This is a genomic window from Streptomyces vietnamensis, from assembly GCF_000830005.1.
Lineage (GTDB): Bacteria > Actinomycetota > Actinomycetes > Streptomycetales > Streptomycetaceae > Streptomyces > Streptomyces vietnamensis.
Map to the genome: position 1 here is coordinate 4,625,024 of NZ_CP010407.1, position 18,803 is coordinate 4,643,826.

At 73.6% G+C, this 18,803-nt stretch carries 16 protein-coding genes and 1 tRNA gene; 9 read left to right on the top strand and 8 right to left on the bottom strand.

The genetic code is table 11. The features are described from left to right. Positions 1-232: 232 nt before the first annotated feature. A complete protein-coding gene (locus tag SVTN_RS20760; RefSeq protein WP_041130451.1) occupies positions 233-1,330 on the bottom strand; it encodes an ABC transporter ATP-binding protein in 1,098 nt (365 codons plus the stop codon). A 182-nt stretch (positions 1,331-1,512) separates the two neighbouring features. On the opposite strand from SVTN_RS20760, the gene SVTN_RS20765 reads away from it, so the two are divergent. From SVTN_RS20765 to SVTN_RS20775, 3 genes are all read left to right on the top strand, one after another. Then, a tRNA-Thr gene (locus SVTN_RS20765) sits at positions 1,513-1,586 on the top strand. Positions 1,587-1,816: 230 nt separating this feature from the next. After that, positions 1,817-3,544: an FG-GAP repeat domain-containing protein gene (locus SVTN_RS20770; RefSeq protein ID WP_159026484.1), complete on the top strand. Its 1,728-nt coding sequence runs from the start codon at positions 1,817-1,819 to the stop codon at positions 3,542-3,544. Positions 3,545-3,708: 164 nt separating this feature from the next. Next, positions 3,709-5,802, top strand: coding sequence for a restriction endonuclease (locus tag SVTN_RS20775; protein ID WP_174518272.1), 2,094 nt, complete (start codon positions 3,709-3,711; stop codon positions 5,800-5,802). A gap of 86 nt (positions 5,803-5,888) precedes the next feature. Here the strand turns inward: SVTN_RS20775 and SVTN_RS20780 are convergent, their stop codons facing one another. Next, entirely contained in the window at positions 5,889-7,277 is a 1,389-nt protein-coding gene (locus SVTN_RS20780) for an NAD(P)/FAD-dependent oxidoreductase (RefSeq protein WP_041130453.1), read from the bottom strand. A 542-nt stretch (positions 7,278-7,819) separates the two neighbouring features. Between SVTN_RS20780 and SVTN_RS20785 the strand changes: the two genes are divergently transcribed. The 3 genes from SVTN_RS20785 to SVTN_RS20795 are packed head-to-tail and all read left to right on the top strand — an operon-like array spanning position 7,820 to position 9,545. Further along, positions 7,820-8,707, top strand: coding sequence for an aminoglycoside phosphotransferase family protein (locus SVTN_RS20785; protein ID WP_041130454.1), 888 nt, complete (start codon positions 7,820-7,822; stop codon positions 8,705-8,707). Between the two features lie 19 nt (positions 8,708-8,726). Then, positions 8,727-9,206, top strand: a complete 480-nt coding sequence (locus SVTN_RS20790; RefSeq protein WP_041130455.1) for a GNAT family N-acetyltransferase — start codon at positions 8,727-8,729, stop codon at positions 9,204-9,206. A 9-nt stretch (positions 9,207-9,215) separates the two neighbouring features. Next, entirely contained in the window at positions 9,216-9,545 is a 330-nt protein-coding gene (locus SVTN_RS20795) for a hypothetical protein (RefSeq protein WP_041130456.1), read from the top strand. A 22-nt stretch (positions 9,546-9,567) separates the two neighbouring features. Here the strand turns inward: SVTN_RS20795 and SVTN_RS20800 are convergent, their stop codons facing one another. Both SVTN_RS20800 and SVTN_RS20805 read right to left on the bottom strand, forming a co-directional pair. Then, complete coding sequence (locus SVTN_RS20800) at positions 9,568-10,566, bottom strand: zinc-binding dehydrogenase (RefSeq protein WP_041130457.1); 999 nt, start codon at positions 10,564-10,566, stop codon at positions 9,568-9,570. A 50-nt stretch (positions 10,567-10,616) separates the two neighbouring features. After that, positions 10,617-11,804, bottom strand: coding sequence for an NAD(P)-binding protein (locus SVTN_RS20805; RefSeq protein WP_041130458.1), 1,188 nt, complete (start codon positions 11,802-11,804; stop codon positions 10,617-10,619). Between the two features lie 121 nt (positions 11,805-11,925). On the opposite strand from SVTN_RS20805, the gene SVTN_RS20810 reads away from it, so the two are divergent. Then, on the top strand, positions 11,926-12,594 hold the full coding sequence (locus SVTN_RS20810; RefSeq protein ID WP_041134094.1) for a pentapeptide repeat-containing protein: 669 nt from the start codon (positions 11,926-11,928) through the stop codon (positions 12,592-12,594). A 412-nt stretch (positions 12,595-13,006) separates the two neighbouring features. Here SVTN_RS20810 and SVTN_RS20815 read toward each other — a convergent pair whose 3' ends face one another. From SVTN_RS20815 to SVTN_RS20825, 3 genes are all read right to left on the bottom strand, one after another. Continuing rightward, complete coding sequence (locus SVTN_RS20815) at positions 13,007-13,507, bottom strand: hypothetical protein (RefSeq protein WP_041130459.1); 501 nt, start codon at positions 13,505-13,507, stop codon at positions 13,007-13,009. Positions 13,508-13,635: 128 nt separating this feature from the next. Next, positions 13,636-14,283 carry a response regulator gene (locus tag SVTN_RS20820; protein ID WP_041130460.1) on the bottom strand — a complete coding sequence of 216 codons (648 nt, stop codon included), beginning with the start codon at positions 14,281-14,283 and terminating at the stop codon, positions 13,636-13,638. After that, positions 14,280-15,515, bottom strand: a complete 1,236-nt coding sequence (locus SVTN_RS20825) for a sensor histidine kinase (protein ID WP_063782268.1) — start codon at positions 15,513-15,515, stop codon at positions 14,280-14,282. The genes SVTN_RS20820 and SVTN_RS20825 overlap by 4 nt, the downstream gene beginning before the upstream one ends. A gap of 132 nt (positions 15,516-15,647) precedes the next feature. Here SVTN_RS20825 and SVTN_RS20830 point away from each other — a divergent pair, with 132 nt between their 5' ends. Together SVTN_RS20830 and SVTN_RS20835 are read left to right on the top strand one after the other, a co-directional pair. Continuing rightward, the gene (locus SVTN_RS20830; RefSeq protein WP_078908428.1) at positions 15,648-16,610 is read left to right on the top strand and encodes an ABC transporter ATP-binding protein; all 963 of its coding nucleotides are present in this window, start codon (positions 15,648-15,650) and stop codon (positions 16,608-16,610) included. Then, on the top strand, positions 16,610-17,422 hold the full coding sequence (locus SVTN_RS20835) for an ABC transporter permease subunit (RefSeq protein WP_041130461.1): 813 nt from the start codon (positions 16,610-16,612) through the stop codon (positions 17,420-17,422). The genes SVTN_RS20830 and SVTN_RS20835 overlap by 1 nt, the downstream gene beginning before the upstream one ends. Positions 17,423-17,472: 50 nt before the next feature. Here SVTN_RS20835 and SVTN_RS20840 read toward each other — a convergent pair whose 3' ends face one another. Beyond that, positions 17,473-18,678 carry an FAD-dependent monooxygenase gene (locus SVTN_RS20840; protein ID WP_041130462.1) on the bottom strand — a complete coding sequence of 402 codons (1,206 nt, stop codon included), beginning with the start codon at positions 18,676-18,678 and terminating at the stop codon, positions 17,473-17,475. Between the last annotated feature and the right edge of the window lie 125 nt (positions 18,679-18,803).

The following is an 18,803-nucleotide window of genomic DNA, read 5'->3' on the forward strand; positions in this document are numbered from 1 at the left end:
CGGTAGTGATATGGCGACATTTAGTCACTCTCGCGAGGGATGGTTCGAGGCGGCTTTTCGAATCCCGTGTTGACGCGGGGGCTCGGGCGAGGCCCTGAATGCCTGGGTTTTCCGGGGTAAGCCCGTTGTATGCCTGCGGTACTCCCGTCGTGGGCCCGTCGTACGCCGTTTAAACGTACGGCCCCGCATCTGCAACAGATGCGGGGCCGTACGGCAGCGGTCAGGAGCGGTCTCAGTCGCTGAGGCGCGCGCCCGTCGACGTCGAGAAGACGTGCAGCTCGTCGGCGCGCGGCACGACGTGCAGCGTGGAGCCCTTGGCGGGCACGTCACGGCCGCCGACGCGGACCACCAGGTCCTTGTCCTCGCCGCCGACGCGGGTGGTGCCGTACACGAAGCCGTCCGAGCCGAGCTCCTCGACGACGTTGACGGTGACGGCCAGGCCGTCCTTCGAGGTCGCGCCCTGCACGTCGAAGTGCTCGGGGCGGACGCCGACCGTGACGGTGGTGTCGCCGGCGGCGGAGGCGGCGGCGATGGCGTCACGGGTGACCGGGACGACGCTGTTGCCGAACTTCACGCCGCCGTCGGTGATCGGGACCTCGACCAGGTTCATCGCCGGGGAGCCGATGAAGCCGGCGACGAAGAGGTTGGCGGGCTTGTCGTACATGTTGCGCGGCGAGTCGACCTGCTGGAGCAGACCGTCCTTCAGGACGGCGACGCGGTCGCCCATGGTGAGGGCCTCGGTCTGGTCGTGCGTGACGTAGACCGTGGTGATGCCCAGACGGCGCTGGAGGCCGGCGATCTGCGTACGGGTCGAGACGCGGAGCTTGGCGTCGAGGTTCGACAGCGGCTCGTCCATGAGGAAGACCTGCGGCTCGCGGACGATGGCGCGGCCCATCGCGACGCGCTGGCGCTGACCGCCGGAGAGCGCCTTCGGCTTGCGGTCGAGGTACTCGGTGAGGTCGAGGATCTTCGCGGCCTCCTCGACCTTGGCGCGGATCTCCGACTTGTTCACGCCGGCGATCTTGAGCGCGAAGCCCATGTTGTCGGCGACGGTCATGTGCGGGTACAGCGCGTAGTTCTGGAACACCATCGCGATGTCCCGGTCCTTCGGCGGCAGGTGAGTGACGTCGCGGTCACCGATCCGGATGGAGCCGGCGTTGACGTCCTCGAGACCCGCGAGCATGCGCAGGGAGGTCGACTTGCCGCAGCCGGAGGGGCCGACGAGGACGAGGAACTCGCCGTCCGCGATCTCGATGTCGAGCTGGTCGACGGAGGGCTTGGTGGCACCCGGGTAGATACGGGTGGCCTTGTCGAACGTGACCGAAGCCATGGTGATGTGTCCCTTCACCGGCAGGAACGTGCCGGACGATCCGAGTAAAGGAAGGATTGAGGTCTAGTCCACCTGGGTGAACCGCAAGTGACGCTACCGGGCGGTGCCCGATCTGTCAGCACTCACGGGCCCGTGAGATTTCCGACCGTCGCCGGGGCCGGGTTGGTTACACTTCACTCGCTGCCGCCTTAGCTCAGTTGGCTAGAGCGCTTGACTTGTAATCTTGAGGTCGTCGGTTCGATTCCGACAGGCGGCTCTGCAGAAGGTGAAGACGGAGGGCCCCGGGCGCGTGACGCGCCCGGGGCCCTCCGTCGTCTCCGGGAAAACCCGGATGCGGGGGATCCGGGGGTGTGGGATACGTTGCGATCACGCCCAGGGGGGAGGGGTCTTTGCCTGGCGTAGCCGCGGGGGGTCGACGGCCGCCCGCGTGCGCTCCCGTGGTCTCTCGTGCCACGCGGCACGGGAATGCACAGAGGAACTTCATTCGTGCGAAGAATCGTCGCTCTCGGGGGGACGGCCGCGCTGCTCGTGGCCGGTCTGGTCTCCGGGGCCGGTGCGGCGTCCGCCGCCGGTCAGGACGTGGTCGACTTCGAGTTCGACAACCGGGTGCTGCAGCCCGGTGAGGGCTGGACCGAGCTGTCCCCGACCGGCCTCGAGGGCACCCCCGACGGCACCCTGATCTACACCCTGAGCAAGGCACCGCTGACCGACCCGGCCTGGACGAAGGCGGGTCTGCCCACCGGGCTGAGCCTGGACCCGGACACCTCCTGCAAGGCCCAGCCGGGCGTGGTCGGCGTGTACCTGTGCTCGATCAGCGAGGACAACCCGTTCCCGTCGATCGAGATCGAGGCCGCCGCGTCGACCGCCGACAACACCACGCTCCACTACGGCGCCGTCTACGCCCCGCGGGGCACGGACCTCGCCAAGGCCGTCAAGGACGCGCAGATCGTCGGCAGCCTGCCGCAGGACGGCACGCACGCCGCCCGTACGGTCACGGCGAAGACGCTCGCGCACGTCGCCCGGAACACGCTGGCCCTGAACGCCCCGTCCCTGCGGCCGGGCGCCACGGTCACCCACTCCGTCACCCTGCACGCGGTGGACGAGGGCACGCTCGACGTGTCGTTCATGCCGGCCCAGGGCATGCGGGACTGGGAGGAGGGCGAGACCCAGGTCACCCTCACCAACGTCAGGGCGAGCTCGCCGATCGCCGACTGCGACGCGAGCGTCAACCTCGACTACGGCGGCATCACCTGCCGGATCGACCTGGGCCAGTCGAGCCCGACCGACGTCACCGTCTCGTACGACCTGAAGACCGGAGCCACCGCGGCCGCGTGGAACATCGAGGCCTCCGCGATCTACGGGGTGTACGACTTCGGGACCGGCAACCCCGAGAAGTCCGCGACCTTCCCGATCGTCAGCTCCCGCCCCGTGCCGACGCACTACGCGATGCTCGCCCGGGACAAGAGCGGCAACCTGCTGTGGCACTACGGCACGGGCAAGGCGACGGCCCCCTTCCGCGACTGGACCGAGAACGTCGGCCGCGGCTGGGGCGTCTACAACTCCCTCGCCAAGCTCTCCCCGATCACCGTCCAGGCCAAGGGCGGCGGCATCGTCGGCCGGGACACCTCCGGCGTCCTCTGGTACTACCGGACGACCGGGGTCGACTGGGAGCCGCTCACCGCGCGGACCAAGGTCGGTACCGGCTGGGGCATCTACAACAACCTCACGGGCGTCGGCGACGTGACCGGCGACCGCAAGGCCGACCTGCTCGCCCGTGACGCCTCGGGCGTGCTGTGGCTGTACAAGGGCACCGGCACCACGACCGCGCCGTTCGCCACCCGTGTCCGCGTCGGCTCGGGCTGGGGCGCGTACAACCAGCTGACCGGCCCCGGCGACCTCAACGGCGACGGCAAGGCGGACCTGCTCGCCCGTGACACGACCGGCGCGCTGTGGCTGTACAAGGGCACGGGCGTCGCCACCGCGCCGTTCGCCGCCCGCGTCAAGGTCGGCACGGGCTGGGGCGCCTACCCGCAGCTGACCGGCCCCGGTGACCTCACCGACGACGGCAAGGCCGACCTGGTCGCCCGCGACGCCACCGGCACGTTCTGGCTGTACAAGGGCACGGGCGTCGCGACGGCCCCGTTCGCCGCCCGCGTCAAGATCGGCACGGGCTGGGGCGACACCCCGGGCACCTCGTACAACTACCTGTTCTGACCGGTCCCTTCGGGAACCCCTCGGGGCCCGGCCCGGCGCACGTCGCCGGGCCGGGCCCCTTCGGCTTGTTCCGGCCTCTCCGTGCGCGGGGGCGTGATCGTCCGGGACACTTGTTCGTCACGGGGGCGTACAGATGGTCGGGGTTGTCGGGGAGGGGTGCGCGGATGAGTCGGCGTTCCGGTGGGCTGATCGGGGTGTGGGCCGAGCAGCAGCGGGTGGCGCAGAGGCAGCGGGAGGGGCAGCACCAGGCGGTGCTGCGGCAGCAGCGGGACGCCGAGCGGACGCAGCGGGCGTACGAGCGGGACGTCGCCCGGATGCAGCGGGAGCAGCGGGCCGCGTACAAGCAGCAGCGGGAGGCCGACGCCCTGCGGCGGACGCAGGAGCTCGACCAGCGGGTCGCCGTCCTCGAGTCGCTGCTCGTGGCGGGCTGCCGGGCGCCCGCCTTCGGCGTGGAGTCCCTGCGGCGGGAGGAGACCGTCGAGCCGTTCGCCCCCGGGCCGCTCGGCGAGCCCGTCGCCATGCCCGACCAGCGCTTCTACCAGCCGCAGGGGGCCTGGACCGCGTCCGGGCGGGCCCAGGCCGAGCGGGACGCGCGGGCCAGGTTCGAGCACGGCTGGTACGCGGCGCAGGCCGCCGAGGCGCGGCGGGTCGAGCAACTGGCCGCGTACCGGCGGGAGTACGACACCTGGGCGGCCGCCCGCATCGCCGAGATACGCGCCCACAACAGCGGGGTCGACGGGACCGTCGCGGCCCTGCGGGCCGGGGAGCCCGACACGGTCGTCGAGTTCTTCTCGGCGGTCCTCTTCGCCTCGACCGCCTGGCCCGAGGGCTTCCCCCGGGAGGTGTCGGCCGCCTACGACCGGGCGGGGCGCGGGCTGGTCCTCGACTGGGACCTGCCCGGGTACGAGGTCGTCCCCGAGGCCAAGGGCGTCAGGTACCAGGCGAGCACCGACCAGGAGAAGGAGGTCGCGCGGCCGGTGACGCAGCGGCGGGCCCTGTACCGGGACGTGCTGGCGCAGAGCGTGCTGCTCGCGGTGCGGGAGCTGTTCGTGGCGGACCGGTTCGGGGCGCTCGAAGGGGTGGCCCTGAACGGCTACGTCGGCGGGGTCGATCCCGCCACCGGGCTCGCCGGGCGGGTGTGCGTGGCCTCGGTCGTCGTGGAGCGGCCGGCGTTCGACCGGCTGAACCTGGAGCTCGTCGGTGCCGTGGAGTGCCTCACCGGGGCCCTCGGCGGGCGGCTCTCCGCCAAGCCCGACGAGCGGGTGGCGGTCGTGCCGCTGCGGGAACCCGACCAGGTGGGCTCGGCCGTGGTGGTGCAGGGGGACGGCGAGGAGCCCGACCTGCTCACCATGGACCCGATCGAATTCGAGGGGCTCGTCGCCGAACTGTTCCGGGCGCGGGGGCTCCAGGCGGTGACGACGCAGCGGTCGGGCGACGGCGGGGTCGACGTCAAGGCGCTCGACCCCGATCCGATCAGCGGCGGGTCGATCGCGGTGCAGGTGAAGCGGTACCGGAACACCGTGCCGCCGAGTGCCGTACGGGATCTGTACGGAACCGTGCAGGACGTCGGGGCCAACAAGGGGGTCCTGGTCACCACGTCGAAGTTCGGGCCGGGCTCGTACACCTTCGCCAACGGCAAGCCCCTGACGCTGATCTCGGGGACGGAGCTGGTGGACCTGCTCCACCAGCACGGCCTGCGGGGCCGGCTGGGAGGACCCGTGAGGGAGGCGGTTCCGGCGTCCGCTCCCGCCTCCGCTCCCGCCGAGGCCGCCGAGGACTTCAACCTGCTCGGGATGGTGTGGTCGGGGTCCGCCGCGCTCGACGTCTGCGCGCTGGTCTGCGCCGGGAACCGGGTCCTCGGCGACGAATGGTTCGTCTTCTTCAACAACCCCGCGACGCCCGACGGTTCGGTGGCCATGGTGGCGGCCGCGCCCGGTGACCGCGCGGCCGTACGGGTCGGCTTCGACGCGCTGCCCGCGCGGGCGGACCGGCTGGTCCTGGTGGCGGCCGTGGACCCGGAGGTGAACCCCGACGCGGACCTGGGCGGCTTCACGGAGGCCGGGATCCGGCTGCGGGACGACGCGGGCACCGAGCTCGACCGCCTGGAGGTGTCCGACGGGCGACCGGGGGAGACGGCGCTCGTGCTCGGGTCGTTCCGGCGACGGGCGGGCGGCGACTGGGACTTCGTCCTCGGCGGGAAGGGGTACCGGGGCGGTCTGGAGGAGCTGGTGGGGGACTTCGGGATCGAGGTGGAGTAGTTCCGGTGGCCCGGTGAGGGCACGTGCCGTGCCCTCACCGGTGCTGCTCGGCGGTCGGGCGCGGTGTGCGCCCTCACCGACGCCTCTCAGCGGCCGCTCAGGCGGTTCGCCAGGACCGCCACGCGGTCCGTCTCCGCCGAGTGGGCCGTGGCCTCGCGGCGGTCGGCGCCCCGGAAGGCGGCGTACATGGTCTGGACGCCGAGCCAGCGCAGGGGTTCCGGCTCCCACTTGCGGACCTTGTGGTTGACCCAGGGGAGGGCCGTGAGGTCGGTGGGACCCGACTGGCCCGAATCCTGCTGGATCAGATCGCGGAGGGTGCGGGCGGCGAGGTTGGCGGTGGCGACGCCGGAGCCGACGTAGCCGCCGGCCCAGCCGAGGCCGGTGGAGCGGTCGAGGGTGACGGTGGCGCACCAGTCGCGGGGGACGCCGAGGACGCCGGACCAGGCGTGGTCGATCCGTACGCCCGCGAGCTGCGGGAAGAAGCGGACCAGGATCTCGCGGAGGGCGTCGATCGTCTGCGGCTGGGTGCGGCCGTCGTTGTCGGTCTTCGAACCGAAGCGGTACGGGACGCCCCGGCCGCCCAGGGCGATGCGGCCGTCGGCGGTGCGCTGGGCGTACATGTAGGCGTGGGCCATGTCGCCCAGGGTCTCGCGGCCGTCCCAGCCGATGGACTCCCACTGGGCGTCGGTGAGCGGCTCGGTGGCGATCATCGAGGAGTTCATGGGGAGCCAGGTGCGGCGCTGGCCGGCGAGGGAGGCGGTGAAGCCCTCCGTGCAGCGCAGGACGTACGGGGCGCGGACGGTGCCGTACGGGGTGATCGCGTGCTTCGGCTTGATCTCGGTGACGGGCGTCGACTCGTGGATCGTGACGCCGAGGGCCTCGACGGCGTCGGCGAGGCCCTTGACCAGCTTGACCGGGTGCAGGCGGGCGCCGTGCGGGGTCCAGGAGGAGCCGACGGCCCCGGCGACGCGGATGCGGTCCGCGGTCTCGCGGGCGCCGTGGAACTCGCGGTCGGTCTCGCCGAAGGCGAGCTCGGCGGCGTGGAAGGCCTTGAGGCGGGCGAGCTGGGCGGGGGAGAGGGCCACCTCCAGGACGCCGCCGCGGTGCTGGTCGGCGTCGATCTTCTCGGTCTCGCAGACGTCGAGGACCTCGGTGACGGTGGCGTTCATGGCCTGCTGGAGGCGGACGGCGGCCTCGTGGCCGTGGAGCTCGGCGTAGCGGTCGCGGCCGGCGATGCCGTTGTAGAGCCAGCCGCCGTTGCGCCCGGAGGCGCCGTAGCCGCAGAACTTGGCTTCGAGGACGGTGATGTTGAGGAAGGGGACGGCCTTCTTGAGGTAGTAGGCGGTCCACAGTCCGGTGTAGCCGCCGCCGACGATGCAGACGTCGGCGGTGGCGTCGCCGGGGAGCGGTTCGCGGGGCGCGGGGGCGCCCTCCTGCGCGTACCAGAACGATATGCCGCCGTTGACCGTGCTCATGTGTATCCCTCTTCCGGGTGCGTGGGCGGGAGGTTACCGGTGGGGGCGGGGGCGTGGATACGGGCCTGGGCCTCGCCGTTGTGTGGGCGGCGCCCCTCCGTTGCGGGCCCGCGCCCGACTGGGCGGCGCGGCCCCCCCGTTGTGGGCAATCGTTCCGCTGGGGCAAGGGGGTCCCCCCTGCTCGAGCGAAGCCGAGAGCTTGGGGGAGGGTGGGCACAACGGACCCGCGCCCTGCCGGCGCCAGAGGCTTCCGCGCCCGAACCCGCACCCCGTGCACGGCGCCCGGTCGGTGCGGGTCCAGGCCCAGGGGGCGGGGGCGCGGCCAGGCGCGCCGTCCCGTGTGCCCACCCGTCCCGCCCCAGCGGGACGATTGCCCACACGGCAGCGGGGCGACGCCCAAGCCGGGCGCGGGCCCACGGGCGGGCTGGGGCGCCGCCCAGCCGGGCGCGTCCGCGCGGTGGCGGGGCGACGCCCAGCGTGGCGCGGGGCCGCGCGGGGGGTTTTTGGAGGCGCTTCGGGGCGACCATGGCTAGGGTCGGCGGGTGATTCACGTACCGGAGGAACTGGCCCAGTCGCAGGCGAAGTACAACGGTGATGCCGGGCGCGCGTTCGTCGCCGGACTGCCCGCACGGGCCGAGGAGTTCCTCGGGCGGTGGGGGCTGCGGGTCACCGGCCCCTCGATGTACGGCGTCGCCTCGCTGGTGCTGCCCGTCGAGCGGGTCGCCGACGGTACGCGGGCAGCGCTGAAGATGCAGTTGCTCGACGACGAGACGGAGGGGGAGCCCGTCGGACTGCGCCTCTGGGACGGGGCCGGCGTCGTACGGCTCCTCGACCACGACGCCCCGACCGGGACCATGCTCCTGGAACGCCTCGACGAGGCCCGGCCGCTGTCCACCGTCGCCGACACCCGCGAGGCCCTCCGGATCGTCGCGGGCCTCCTCGCCCGCCTGGTCGCCGTGCCCGCTCCGGAGGGCATCCGGACGCTCGGGGACATCGCGGCCGGGATGCTCGCCCAGGTGCCCGAGGCCGTGGCGCGGCTCGGCGCGGACGACGCGGCGGTGCTGCGGGACTGCGCGGCGGCCGTACGGGAGGTGGCCGGCGAGCCGGGGGACCGGCTGCTCCACTGGGACCTGCACTTCGGGAACGTCCTGGCGGGCGAGCGGGAACCCTGGCTGGCGATCGATCCGAAGCCGCTGGCCGGGGACCCGGGCTTCGAGCTGCTTCCGGCCCTCATGGACCGCTTCGATCCGGACGACGCGCTGTGGGGGTTCGATCTGCTGGCCGAGGTCGTCGGGGACCGGCGCCGTGCCGTGGCCTGGACGTTGGGCCGGGTCCTGCAGAACGGGCTCTGGGACGTGGCCGACGGCGAGCCCGGCCTCGACCCCGAGCAGGTCGCCTTCGCCCGGATCCTGCTGGCCAGGAGGGCCTGAGCCGAGGCAGGCTTGTCCCATGATCCGTACTGCCACGCCCGCCGACGTCCCCGTCATCCACGCCCTGATCCGCGACCTCGCCGCGTACGAGAAGGCCCTCGACGAGGTCCGCGCGACCCCCGAGCAGCTCCACGAGGCCCTGTTCGGCGAGCGTCCCGCCGCCTTCGCGCACATCGCCGAGTCGGAGACGGGCGAGGCGGTCGGCTTCGCGCTCTGGTTCCTCAACTTCTCGACCTGGCGCGGCGTCCACGGCATCTACCTGGAGGACCTGTACGTCCGCCCGGAGGCCCGCGGCGGCGGTCACGGCAAGGCGCTGCTGCGCGAACTGGCCCGGATCTGCGTCGAGCGCGGCTACGAGCGCCTGGAGTGGTCCGTACTGAACTGGAACAAGCCCTCGATCGACTTCTACGAGTCCCTGGGCGCCCGCCCGCAGGACGAGTGGTCCGTGTACCGGCTGACGGACGGGGCCCTGGCCGAGCTGGGTGGAGTGACGGTGTAGGAAGGGGACATGGACATTGAGCAGCGGTTCCAGCGCATCACCGACTTCATCGAGGCACGCCTCACGCCCCTCTTCGACCCCGCCAACGGCAGCGACCACGGCTTCGGCATGGACGACACCTCGCGGTCGCTGCGCGCCCTGCGCTACACCGTGCAGGCCGCGTCGCAGGTGAACGGTCTGGTGGAGAAGCGGGAGACGGCGCCGGAGCTGCGGCAGGTCGTCGACCAGGCGTTGGAGCACAACTGGGACGTGCTGCGCTCCATCGCCCGGATGTGGGAGGACCACCCCGAGTTCGTGAAGGAGTTCAAGGCGCACTCCTGGGACGTCCTCGGGGTGTGACCGCCTGATCCCTTCTGATCCCTTACGGGATCAGCACCACCTTGCCCGTCGTGCCCCGGTTCTCCAGGGCGCGGTGGGCCTCCGCCGCCTCCGCGAGCGGGAAGCGGTGGACCGCCGGGCGGAGGGTGCCGGTGGACGCCGCGTCGAGGGCGGCGAGTTCGAGCGTACGGATGTCGCCGCCGGCCTTCTGGATCATGACGGGGCCGAGGACGGACTCCGAGGTGATCCCGCGGGCGCTGAGCTCCTCCTCGGTGAAGGCGAGCGGTTTGCCGTCGTGGAGCCCGGCGCCGGACCAGCCGAAGACCAGGTGCTGTCCGCCCTTGCCGAGCAGGTCGACGGCGGCGCGCCCGGTGTCGCCGCCGACCGAGTCGAAGACGACGGTGGCGGTGCGGTTCCCCAGGTACGCGCGGACCTTCTCCGGCCAGTCCGGCTGCTTGTAGTCGACGGCCAGGTCGGCGCCGTTCGCCTCGACGAGGGCGGTCTTCGCGGGGCCGCCGGCGAGGCCGATGACGGTGGCGCCGGCGTTCTTGGCGTACTGGACGAGCAGGGTGCCGATGCCGCCGGCGGCGGCCGGGACGATCGCGACCGAGTCGGGGCCGAGCTCGGTGAACCCCAGGATGCCGAGCGTCGTGCGGCCGGTGCCGATCATGGCGACGGCCTCCGCCTCGCCGAGGTGGTCGGGCAGGGCGTGGAGGCGGGCGGCGTCGGTGACGGCGAGTTCGGCGTAGCCGCCGGGGTTCATGCCGAGGTGGGCGACGACCCGCCGGCCGAGCCAGGCCGGGTCGGTGCCCTCGCCGAGGGCGTCGACGGTGCCGGCGACCTCGCGGCCGGGGATCGTGGGGAGTGCGGTGGGCGCGGGGAACGGGCCCGTGGCGCCCTCGCGGAGGGCGGTGTCGAGGAGGTGCACACCGGCCGCCGCGACCCGGACGCGGACCTGGCCGGGGCCCGGCACGGGGTCGGGCGTCTCCTCGTAGGTGAGGTTCTCGGCGGGGCCGAAGGCGTGGAGGCGGATGGCGTGCATGAGGTTCCCCTGTCGTCGTACGGGCGGGCCTGTGGGTCCACCCTGTGACCTCAAGCGCGCTTGAGGTCAAGGCCGTGCTTGTGGTGGCGGTCCACGAGGTCCGCGCGCAGGGCCAGTGACACCGCCTCGACCGCGCTCGTGAACGACACCTCCGACAGCACGCCCGGCGCCGCCACCTGGTCGCCCACCAGGTACACCCCGTCGCCCCGGTCGACGGCCGGCCGGTCGCGCCAGGTCGTGCCCGGCCGGTCCACCGCACCCGTACGGCCCTGGGAGACGGACTCCCGCCGCCACACCTCCCGCTCGCGCCAGCCGGGGAAGCCGAGGTCGAGCAGCCGCTCGGCGTGCGCGACGCCGTCCGCCTTCGACGCGTCGGGGCCGATGGGCAGCTGCGCCTGGACCAGCTGCTGCCCGGCCGGGGCCAGCGAGGGGTCCTGGGCCGTGAACCGCTCGACCCAGCCGGGCGCGTCCAGGTCGGACACCACGAACGGATCGCCCTTCCGGGTCCGCAACGCCAGGTCGAACAGGACCGTACGGCCGCTCTCCCAGGTCAGCGACGGGTCGTCGAGGAGCCGGGCGGCGGCGGGCAGCGCGGTCGCGACGATCACCGGGCCGCCGCCGAGCGGCAGGACGTCGACCCGGGAGGAGGTCTCGATCCGTACGCCGAGCTCACGCGCGCGCGTGGCCATCCGCTCGATCAGCTCGCCCCAACCACCCCGGATGTAGTGCGCCTCCGGCGGCAGGGCGGCGGCCCGGTGCAGGCGCTCCTGCACGAAGCGGGCGGAGAGGGAGCCGGGGTCGTGGTGGAAGAGCGCGACCCCGCTGTACGAGGCCGCCACGCGCGCGGTGCTCTCGCCCGCGAGACCGGTGACCCAGGTGCGGAAGTCGAGGTCGACGGGGGCCTGTTCGGGGCTGCGGCGGGCCTGACGGAACAGGCTCAGCGGCGGGGTGCGGCGCACGGCGCCGTCGCGGTGGACGCGGAACCGGAGTGCCTCGGCGGTCGGCAGCACGGCGAGCGGGGGGATGAGACCCCGCTGCTCCAGCCAGGTCCAGTGGGGACCGCCGTTGTAGAGCGCGTGCGGGCCCTCGTTGGTGCGGTACGGGCCGTCGGCGGTACGGCCCCGGCCGCCGAGCGTCCGGTGCGCCTCGTGGAGGGTCACCTCCGTGCCGGCCTCGGCGGCCGTGATGGCGGCGGTCAGTCCGGCGAAGCCGCCGCCGATGATCGTGAGCTTCCGCATGTCCGTCTCCCTCGTGTGGGGTCCTTCAGGGGCCTTCGGGGTCCTTGTACGGGGGACGAAGGGCGGGGCCGGGGATGTGACATCGGGGGCGTTGTCAGTGGCGTACGTCACGATGGGGTGCATGGCGACGAGTCGGAAGAAGAAGGTGGCGGGGGCGCGGCGGCCGGAGGTGCGGTTGCCCCCGCTGGAGGCGTACGGGGGCGGGCTCGACCCCGACGGGGACTACGACGGCCTCGAACTGGCCGGGCTCGACCTGGCGGGCCAGTCCGGCGAAGGGGCCCGGTTCCTGGACTGCGCGCTGCGCGAGTGCGGGCTCGACGGGGTGCGGCTCACGGGGGCGCGGTTCCTCGACTCGGTGCTGACGGGGGTACGGGGCGTGGGCACGGAGCTGGCCGGGGCACAGCTGCGGGATGTGGAGGTCGTGGAGGCGCGGCTCGGCGGGACGCAGCTGCACGGGGCGGTGCTGGAGAGAGTCGTCGTGCGGGGCGGCAAGATCGACTACCTGAACCTGCGGGCGGCGAAGCTGAAGGACGTCGTCTTCGAGAGCTGCGTCCTGAGCGAGCCGGACTTCGGGAGCGCGGTCCTGGAACGGGTCGAGTTCACGGACTGCGTGCTCACGGGGGTGGACTTCACGGGGGCGCGGCTCGTGGACGTGGACCTGCGGGGGGTGCAGCGGCTGGAGATCGGGGGCGGGGTGGAGTCGCTGTCGGGCGCGGTGATCTCCCCGATGCAGCTCCTGGACTTGGCGCCGGTGCTGGCGGCGCGGCTGGGGGTGCGGGTGGAGGAGTGACCTCCGCCGCGCGGGCCCCGCAGCTCGTTGCGGGCCTGCGCCCCGCCGCCCCGTGCGGGCCCGCCGCCCGTTGTGGGCGGCGCCCGCCCCGTTGTGGGCCTGTGCCCGCCGTTGTGGGCCTGCGCCCGCCCCCGTTGTGGGCAGTCGTTCCGCTGGGGCGGAACGGGTGGGCACAACGGACCCGCGCCCTGCCGGCGCCCGAGGCTTCCGCGCCCTGACCCGCACCACGGGGTGCGCCGCGCGGTCGGTGCGGGTCCAGGCGCGGGACGCGGAGGCGCCGCTGAGGGCGCCGTCCCGTGTGCCCACCCGTCCCGCCCTGCGGGACGATTGCCCACACGGCAGCGGGTGCGGGCCCCACACGGGGCACGGGGCGAAGGCCCAGGTGGGGGCATCGCCCTGCGGGGGTGGGGGGTTACGGCACGCGGGGGAAGCGGGACTGGAGGGTCCAGATCGTCGGGTTGTCGGCCAGACCCTCGTGCATGTCCGTGAGGTCCGCGATCAGATCGTGCAAGAAGTCCCGCGCCTCCCGCCGCAGTTCCGCGTGGTTGAACGTGACCGGCGGCTCGTCCCCCGGCATCCAGTCCGCCTCGACGTCCACCCACCCGAAGCGGCGCTCGAAGAGCATCCGGTCCGTGGACTCGGTGAAGTCGAGCTCCGCGTACTGCGGCTGCGCGGCGCGGCTGCCGCGCGGGTCCTGGTCGAGCTGCTCGACGATGTCGCACAGCGCCCACGCGAAGTCGAGCACCGGCACCCATCCCCAGGCTGTGGACACTTCGCGGTCCGCCTCCGTGTCGGCGAGGTACACGTCCCCGCAGAACAGGTCGTGGCGCAGGGCGTGGACGTCCGCGCGGCGGTAGTCGGTCTGCGGCGGGTCGGGGAAGCGACGGGAGAGGGAGTAGCCGATGTCGAGCACGGATCGATGGTGTCACGGCACCGGGCCGGCCTCGTACCCGAGGCGCGGTCGATGGTGTCACGGCACCAGCCGGCCTCGTACCCGAGGCGCCCGTGCGCCGTCGCGCACACGCCCCGCCTCGTACCCTCTCACGGCACCAACCCCGCCTCGTACGCGAAGATCACCAGCTGCACCCTGTCCCGCGCGTCCAGCTTCGTGAAGAGGCGTGCCACGTGCGCCTTCGCCGTCGCCGTGCTGATGTGGAGCCGTTCCGCGATCTCGCCGTTCGACAGGCCCCGGCCGACGAGGGTGAGGACCTCCCGTTCGCGTTCGGTGACCCCGTCGAGGCCGCGCGCCGGGCGGAGTGCCGGCTCCGGGCGTGCCGCGAACTCCTCGATCAGGCGGCGCGTCACCCCCGGTGCGATCAGGGCGTCGCCGGAGGCCACCACCCGGATCGCGGCGAGGATGTCGTCGAGGGCCATGTCCTTGACGAGGAAGCCGCTCGCGCCGGAGCGCAGCGCCCCGTACACGTACTCGTCGTCGTCGAAGGTGGTGAGGACGAGGACCCGGGGCGCGTCGGGGCCCGCCGTGACGAGCCGGGTGGCCTCGATGCCGTCCATGCCGGGCATCCGGACGTCCATCACCACCACGTCCGGCCGGAGGTCGCGGGCCAGGGCGACCGCCTCCGTGCCGGCGCCCGCCTCGCCCGCGACCTCCAGGTCGGGGGTGTCGGCCATCAGGACGCGCAGCCCGGCCCGGACGAGGGGTTGGTCGTCCACGAGGAGGACGCGGATCATGCGGGGGTTCCTTCCTGGGCAACGGCAGCGGCAGCAGCGGCAGCAGCGGCGGCGGTGCTAGCGGTGTCGGCCGGCAGCGGCAGAAGTGCCGTCACGTGGAAGCCGCCTCCGGGGCGCGGCCCCGCCGTGAGGCTGCCGCCGAGGAGTTCGGCGCGCTCGCGCATCCCGACCAGGCCGTACCCGCCCGCCAGGTCCGCGCCCGGCGCGCCCCGGCCCTCGTCGGCGATCTCGACGAGCAGCGTGTCCGTGCGCCGCTCCACCGTCACCCGGCAGGTGGGGGCCGCCGCGTGCCGGACGACGTTGGTGAGGGACTCCTGCACGATCCGGTACGCGGCGAGGTCGACCTCCGGCGGGAGTGAGACGTCGGGGTTGCCGAGGCGCCGCAGTTCGACCCTCACCCCCGCGTCCGCCGTCGACGCGGCGAGCCGTTCCAGCTCCGCGAGGCCCGGCGCCGGGTCGCGCGGTGCCGGGTGGCCGTCGGCGGCGGCGCCCCGCAGCGCGCCCAGGGTGCGGCGCAGCCCGGCGAGGGTCTCGCGGCTGGTGGTCTCGATGGTGGCGAGCGCGTTGCGGGCCTCGGCGGGCTGGGTGTCGATGACCCGGCGGCCGACGCCCGCCTGGATGGCGATGACGCCGATGCTGTGCGCGACGACGTCGTGCAGCTCTCGGGCGATCCTGAGCCGTTCGGCGGCGACGGCCTCGGCGGCGGTCGCGGCACGCAACTCCGCCGCGTGGCCGCGCCGTTCGCGTACGGACCGGCCGAGGAGCCCGGCGGTGAGCAGGGCGAGCGCGAGGGCCGTGATCGTGCTGACGAAGACGTCCTGGCCCGAGGTCGTGTAGGTCGCGGCCGCGATCTGTACGGCGAGCGCGCCGAGGGCGGTGGGCAGCAGGACCCGGAGCGGGCGCGCGGCGGCGATCCGGCCCACGACGGCGTCGGCGGCGAGCACCGGGAGGTAGAGGAGTGCGGCGTCGGGGCGGGTCGTGGCCGCCGCGAACAGTCCCGCGAGCAGCAGCCCGAGGGCCGCGAGCGGGTTGCGGCGCGCCAGGGGCAGGGTGAGGCCCACGGCGACGGCGGCGAGGAAGAGCCGCAGTTCGGTGGAGCGGTACGGGCCGGTCCGTACCGCGGCGAGGAGCAGGAAGGGGTGGGCGACGGCCGCGCCCCAGGCGAGGGCCGTCGGCACCCGCCCGCTGGACGGGCGGTCGGTCGTCGTGGCGGTGGCGGTGGCGGCGGGCATGGGCGTGATCGTAGGTGCGTCCGCCGGTCGGGACATCGGCCCGCGGGCGTACGCCCCCGGGCCACCCCGCCGCCCCGGTTGTGGCCGCCGAGCCGATGTGCCGGGGGGTGGGGGCCGACGACCGTGGGCCGCATGATCGAAGTCCACGAACTGACCAAGCACTACGGCCGCCGGGCTGGATCCCGTCCGGCGATCCGGTCCCGCCTCAGGGGCCGCCCTGCCGCCTCTCGCCCCGCCGCCGCCCGCCCCGCCGTCGACCGCCTCACCTTCGACGTGAAACCCGGCCGCGTCACCGGTTTCCTCGGGCCCAACGGCGCCGGGAAGTCGACGACCCTGCGCCTGATCCTGGGGCTCAACGAGCCGACGTCCGGGACCGCCACCGTCGGCGGGCGGCGGTTCCGGGAGTTGCCGCGCGGGCTGCGGGACGTCGGGGCGCTGCTCGACGCGCACGACGTGCACGGCGGCCGGACCGCCGAGGCCCATCTCGCGGCGCTCGCCCGCACCAACGGCATCCCCCGCCGCCGCGTCGCCGAGGTCCTGGAGGAGGTCGGCCTCGCGGGAGCCTCCGAACGCCGGATCGGCGGCTACTCGCTCGGCATGAAACAACGCCTCGGGATCGCCGCCGCGCTGCTCGGCGACCCTCCCGTGCTGCTCTTCGACGAGCCGGTCAACGGCCTCGACCCGGAGGGCGTGTTGTGGGCGCGGGGACTGTTCCGGCGGCTCGCCGCCGAGGGCCGCACGGTGTTCGTCTCCAGCCATCTGATGAGCGAGATGGAGCACACCGCCGACGACCTCGTCGTCATCGGGCGCGGCCGGCTCATCGCGGCCGAGAGCGTGACGGACTTCGCCGCGCGCGGCACCCGCCGCAGCGTGACGGTACGGCCGGCCGACCCGGGCCTCGCCGACGTACTGAGGGCCGAGGGCGCCACCGTACGGACGGAGGGGGAGGAGCTCGTCGTCACCGGCATCGACGCGGACCGCATCGGCCTCCTCGCCTTCCGGCACGGCGTCCCGCTCGCCGGACTGACCGCGCACGCCTCCTCCCTCGAAGAGGCGTTCATGGAGCTCACCGCCGACAGTGTGGAGTACCGCTGATGCCTGCCGCCGCCGCCCGTTTCCGTGACCTCCTCGCCGCCGAGTGGATCAAGCTGTGGTCCCTCCGCTCCACCCCGTGGGCCTTCGCCGTCGGCGCGGTCGCCGCCCTCGGCGTCAACCTCAACGCGACCCTCGCCGACTACCGCAACTATCCGAACTACCCGGACGGCATCAAGGAACTCTTCGTGCCGATCTGGGCGATGCGCGACGCGTTCACGCTCGGCGGGGCCATGGTGTTCATCCTCGCGACCGGTTCCATCGGCGCGCTGATGATCGTCGGCGAGTACGGCACGGGCCAGATCCGTACGACCTTCGCGGCCGTCCCGGCCCGCCGCGCCGTCGTCGCCGCGAAGACGCTCGTCCTCGCCGCCGTGATGCTCGTGTACGGCGCGTTGGTCGCCGGGGTGTCGTTCGCCGCCACGCAGGCCGTGCTCGACGGGCGGGGCGTCGGCATGGGGCTCGGCGACGAGGGCGTGGCGCGGGCCGTCGCCGCGTCGGCGCTCCTCGCGCCGGTGTGCGCGCTCGCCGGCTTCGGGCTCGGGGCGCTGCTCCGGCACACGGCGACGACGATCGTCTCCCTGACGGGCGTACTGCTCCTGCTGCCGGCCCTGATGGACGAGCGGAACCGCTGGGGTGCGACGTTTCTGCACGCGCTTCCGCAGGGCGCGTGGAAGCGGCTCACGGAGGTGGGGGTGTCGCCGGTGCCGGTGGAGTACCCGTGGACGGCGGGCGGGGCGTGGACGGTGTACGCGGCCTGGGCGGCGGGCGCGGTGGCGGTGGCTTTCGTGGCGGTCCACCGCCGGGACGTCTGACCGGGCGAGTACGACGCTCAGCGCAGGCCGTGCACCGCCGGGACAGTCGTTCAGCGCCGGCCGTGCACCGCCCGTGCCACCCGCGGCCCGAGCCAGCGCTTCAGCCGCCGCAGCGCCTCCAGCTGCTCGGCGGCCCGGTCGATCCGGTAGTACAGCTGCGGCGGGACGTGCGGGAGCAGCGGCGAGTGGCGCTGGCCGAGGAGCGCGAACATCTTGGCCGGCTCCAGGTTCATGTAGCGCGGCAGGTTCTCGTACCACTGGGCGCTGTAGCGGGCCGCGCTCTGCGCCGAGACCAGCTCGGCGCGCCGCCGCTTCCCGTACGCGGTGAGGGCGGCGTCCAGGTCGCCGGGGGCGCGCAGGGCGTCCGCGAGGGCGAGCGCGTCCTCCAGGGCCAGGGTGGTGCCCGCGCCGATCGAGTAGTGCGTGGTGTGGGCGGCGTCGCCGAGGAGGACGAGGTTCCCGCGGTGCCAGACCCGGTTGGTGAGGGTGCGGAAGGTCAGCCACTGGGCGGCGCCGTCGGCGCGCTCGCGGCCGATCAGCTCGTGCCCGTCGAGGAGGTCGTGGAAGAGCTTCTCGAGGAGGTTGAGGCTGTCGGCCTCGCCGAGCGTGTCGAGGCCGAGGCCGGTGAAGGTCTCCGGGGAGCACTCGACGACGCAGGTGGACCGTTCGCCGCTGAACCCGTAGGCGTAGCACCAGATCCAGCCGTGCTCGGTCTCCTTGAAGGCGAAGCTGAACGAGTCGAAGACCTTGGTGGTGCCGAGCCAGATGTAGTGGTTGCGGCCGCTGGTGACCTCGCTGCCGAAGTGGTCCGCGTGGGCCTCGCGGAGGGCGCTGTTGACGCCGTCGGCGGCGACGACCAGGTCCGCGCCGGCCAGTTCGGGCGCGTCGGGGCCGGGGATGTCGTGCTCGAACTCGACCCGTACGCCCAGCTCCTCGGCCCGGTCGGCGAGCAGTGCCAGCATCCGCCGCCGTCCGATGCCGAAGCCCGCGTCGCCGCGGTGGACGGTCCGCTCGTCACGGACGATGGCGACCCCGTCGGTCCAGGTCACGGAGGCCTCGGCGACGGCGGCCGCGGACTCGGGGTCGCCCGCGCGCAGCTTGTCGAGCAGCCCCGCCCAGTACGTCACGCCCCAGCCGTACGTGGATCCCTCGGGGTTCCGCTCGTACACGGCGATGTCGTGGGACGGATCCTGTCGCTTCAGCAGGATCGAGAGGTAGAGGCCGGCGGGTCCACCGCCGACGATCGCGAGCTTCACGTGCGCTCCCACTGAGACATGACACCGTGCGGTTGGACGACGACGCACGGTAGCAGTGGGGGTGGGTCGGTGCCGGGGAATGGCACCACGGACCAGCCCTACGGGCTACGGCAGCAGGCCCCGCC

Excerpts from the sequence above, each read along its gene's own strand:
- SVTN_RS20825 (WP_063782268.1), bottom strand. The coding sequence starts at position 15,515 with ATGCCCGCCGCCACCGCCACCGCCACGACGACCGACCGCCCGTCCAGC.
- SVTN_RS20795 (WP_041130456.1), top strand. The coding sequence starts at position 9,216 with ATGGACATTGAGCAGCGGTTCCAGCGCATCACCGACTTCATCGAGGCA.
- SVTN_RS20830 (WP_078908428.1), top strand. The coding sequence starts at position 15,648 with ATGATCGAAGTCCACGAACTGACCAAGCACTACGGCCGCCGGGCTGGA.
- SVTN_RS20805 (WP_041130458.1), bottom strand. The coding sequence starts at position 11,804 with ATGCGGAAGCTCACGATCATCGGCGGCGGCTTCGCCGGACTGACCGCC.
- SVTN_RS20775 (WP_174518272.1), top strand. The coding sequence starts at position 3,709 with ATGAGTCGGCGTTCCGGTGGGCTGATCGGGGTGTGGGCCGAGCAGCAG.
- SVTN_RS20780 (WP_041130453.1), bottom strand. The coding sequence starts at position 7,277 with ATGAGCACGGTCAACGGCGGCATATCGTTCTGGTACGCGCAGGAGGGC.
- SVTN_RS20820 (WP_041130460.1), bottom strand. The coding sequence starts at position 14,283 with ATGATCCGCGTCCTCCTCGTGGACGACCAACCCCTCGTCCGGGCCGGG.
- SVTN_RS20800 (WP_041130457.1), bottom strand. The coding sequence starts at position 10,566 with ATGCACGCCATCCGCCTCCACGCCTTCGGCCCCGCCGAGAACCTCACC.
- SVTN_RS20835 (WP_041130461.1), top strand. The coding sequence starts at position 16,610 with ATGCCTGCCGCCGCCGCCCGTTTCCGTGACCTCCTCGCCGCCGAGTGG.
- SVTN_RS20760 (WP_041130451.1), bottom strand. The coding sequence starts at position 1,330 with ATGGCTTCGGTCACGTTCGACAAGGCCACCCGTATCTACCCGGGTGCC.
- SVTN_RS20790 (WP_041130455.1), top strand. The coding sequence starts at position 8,727 with ATGATCCGTACTGCCACGCCCGCCGACGTCCCCGTCATCCACGCCCTG.
- SVTN_RS20810 (WP_041134094.1), top strand. The coding sequence starts at position 11,926 with ATGGCGACGAGTCGGAAGAAGAAGGTGGCGGGGGCGCGGCGGCCGGAG.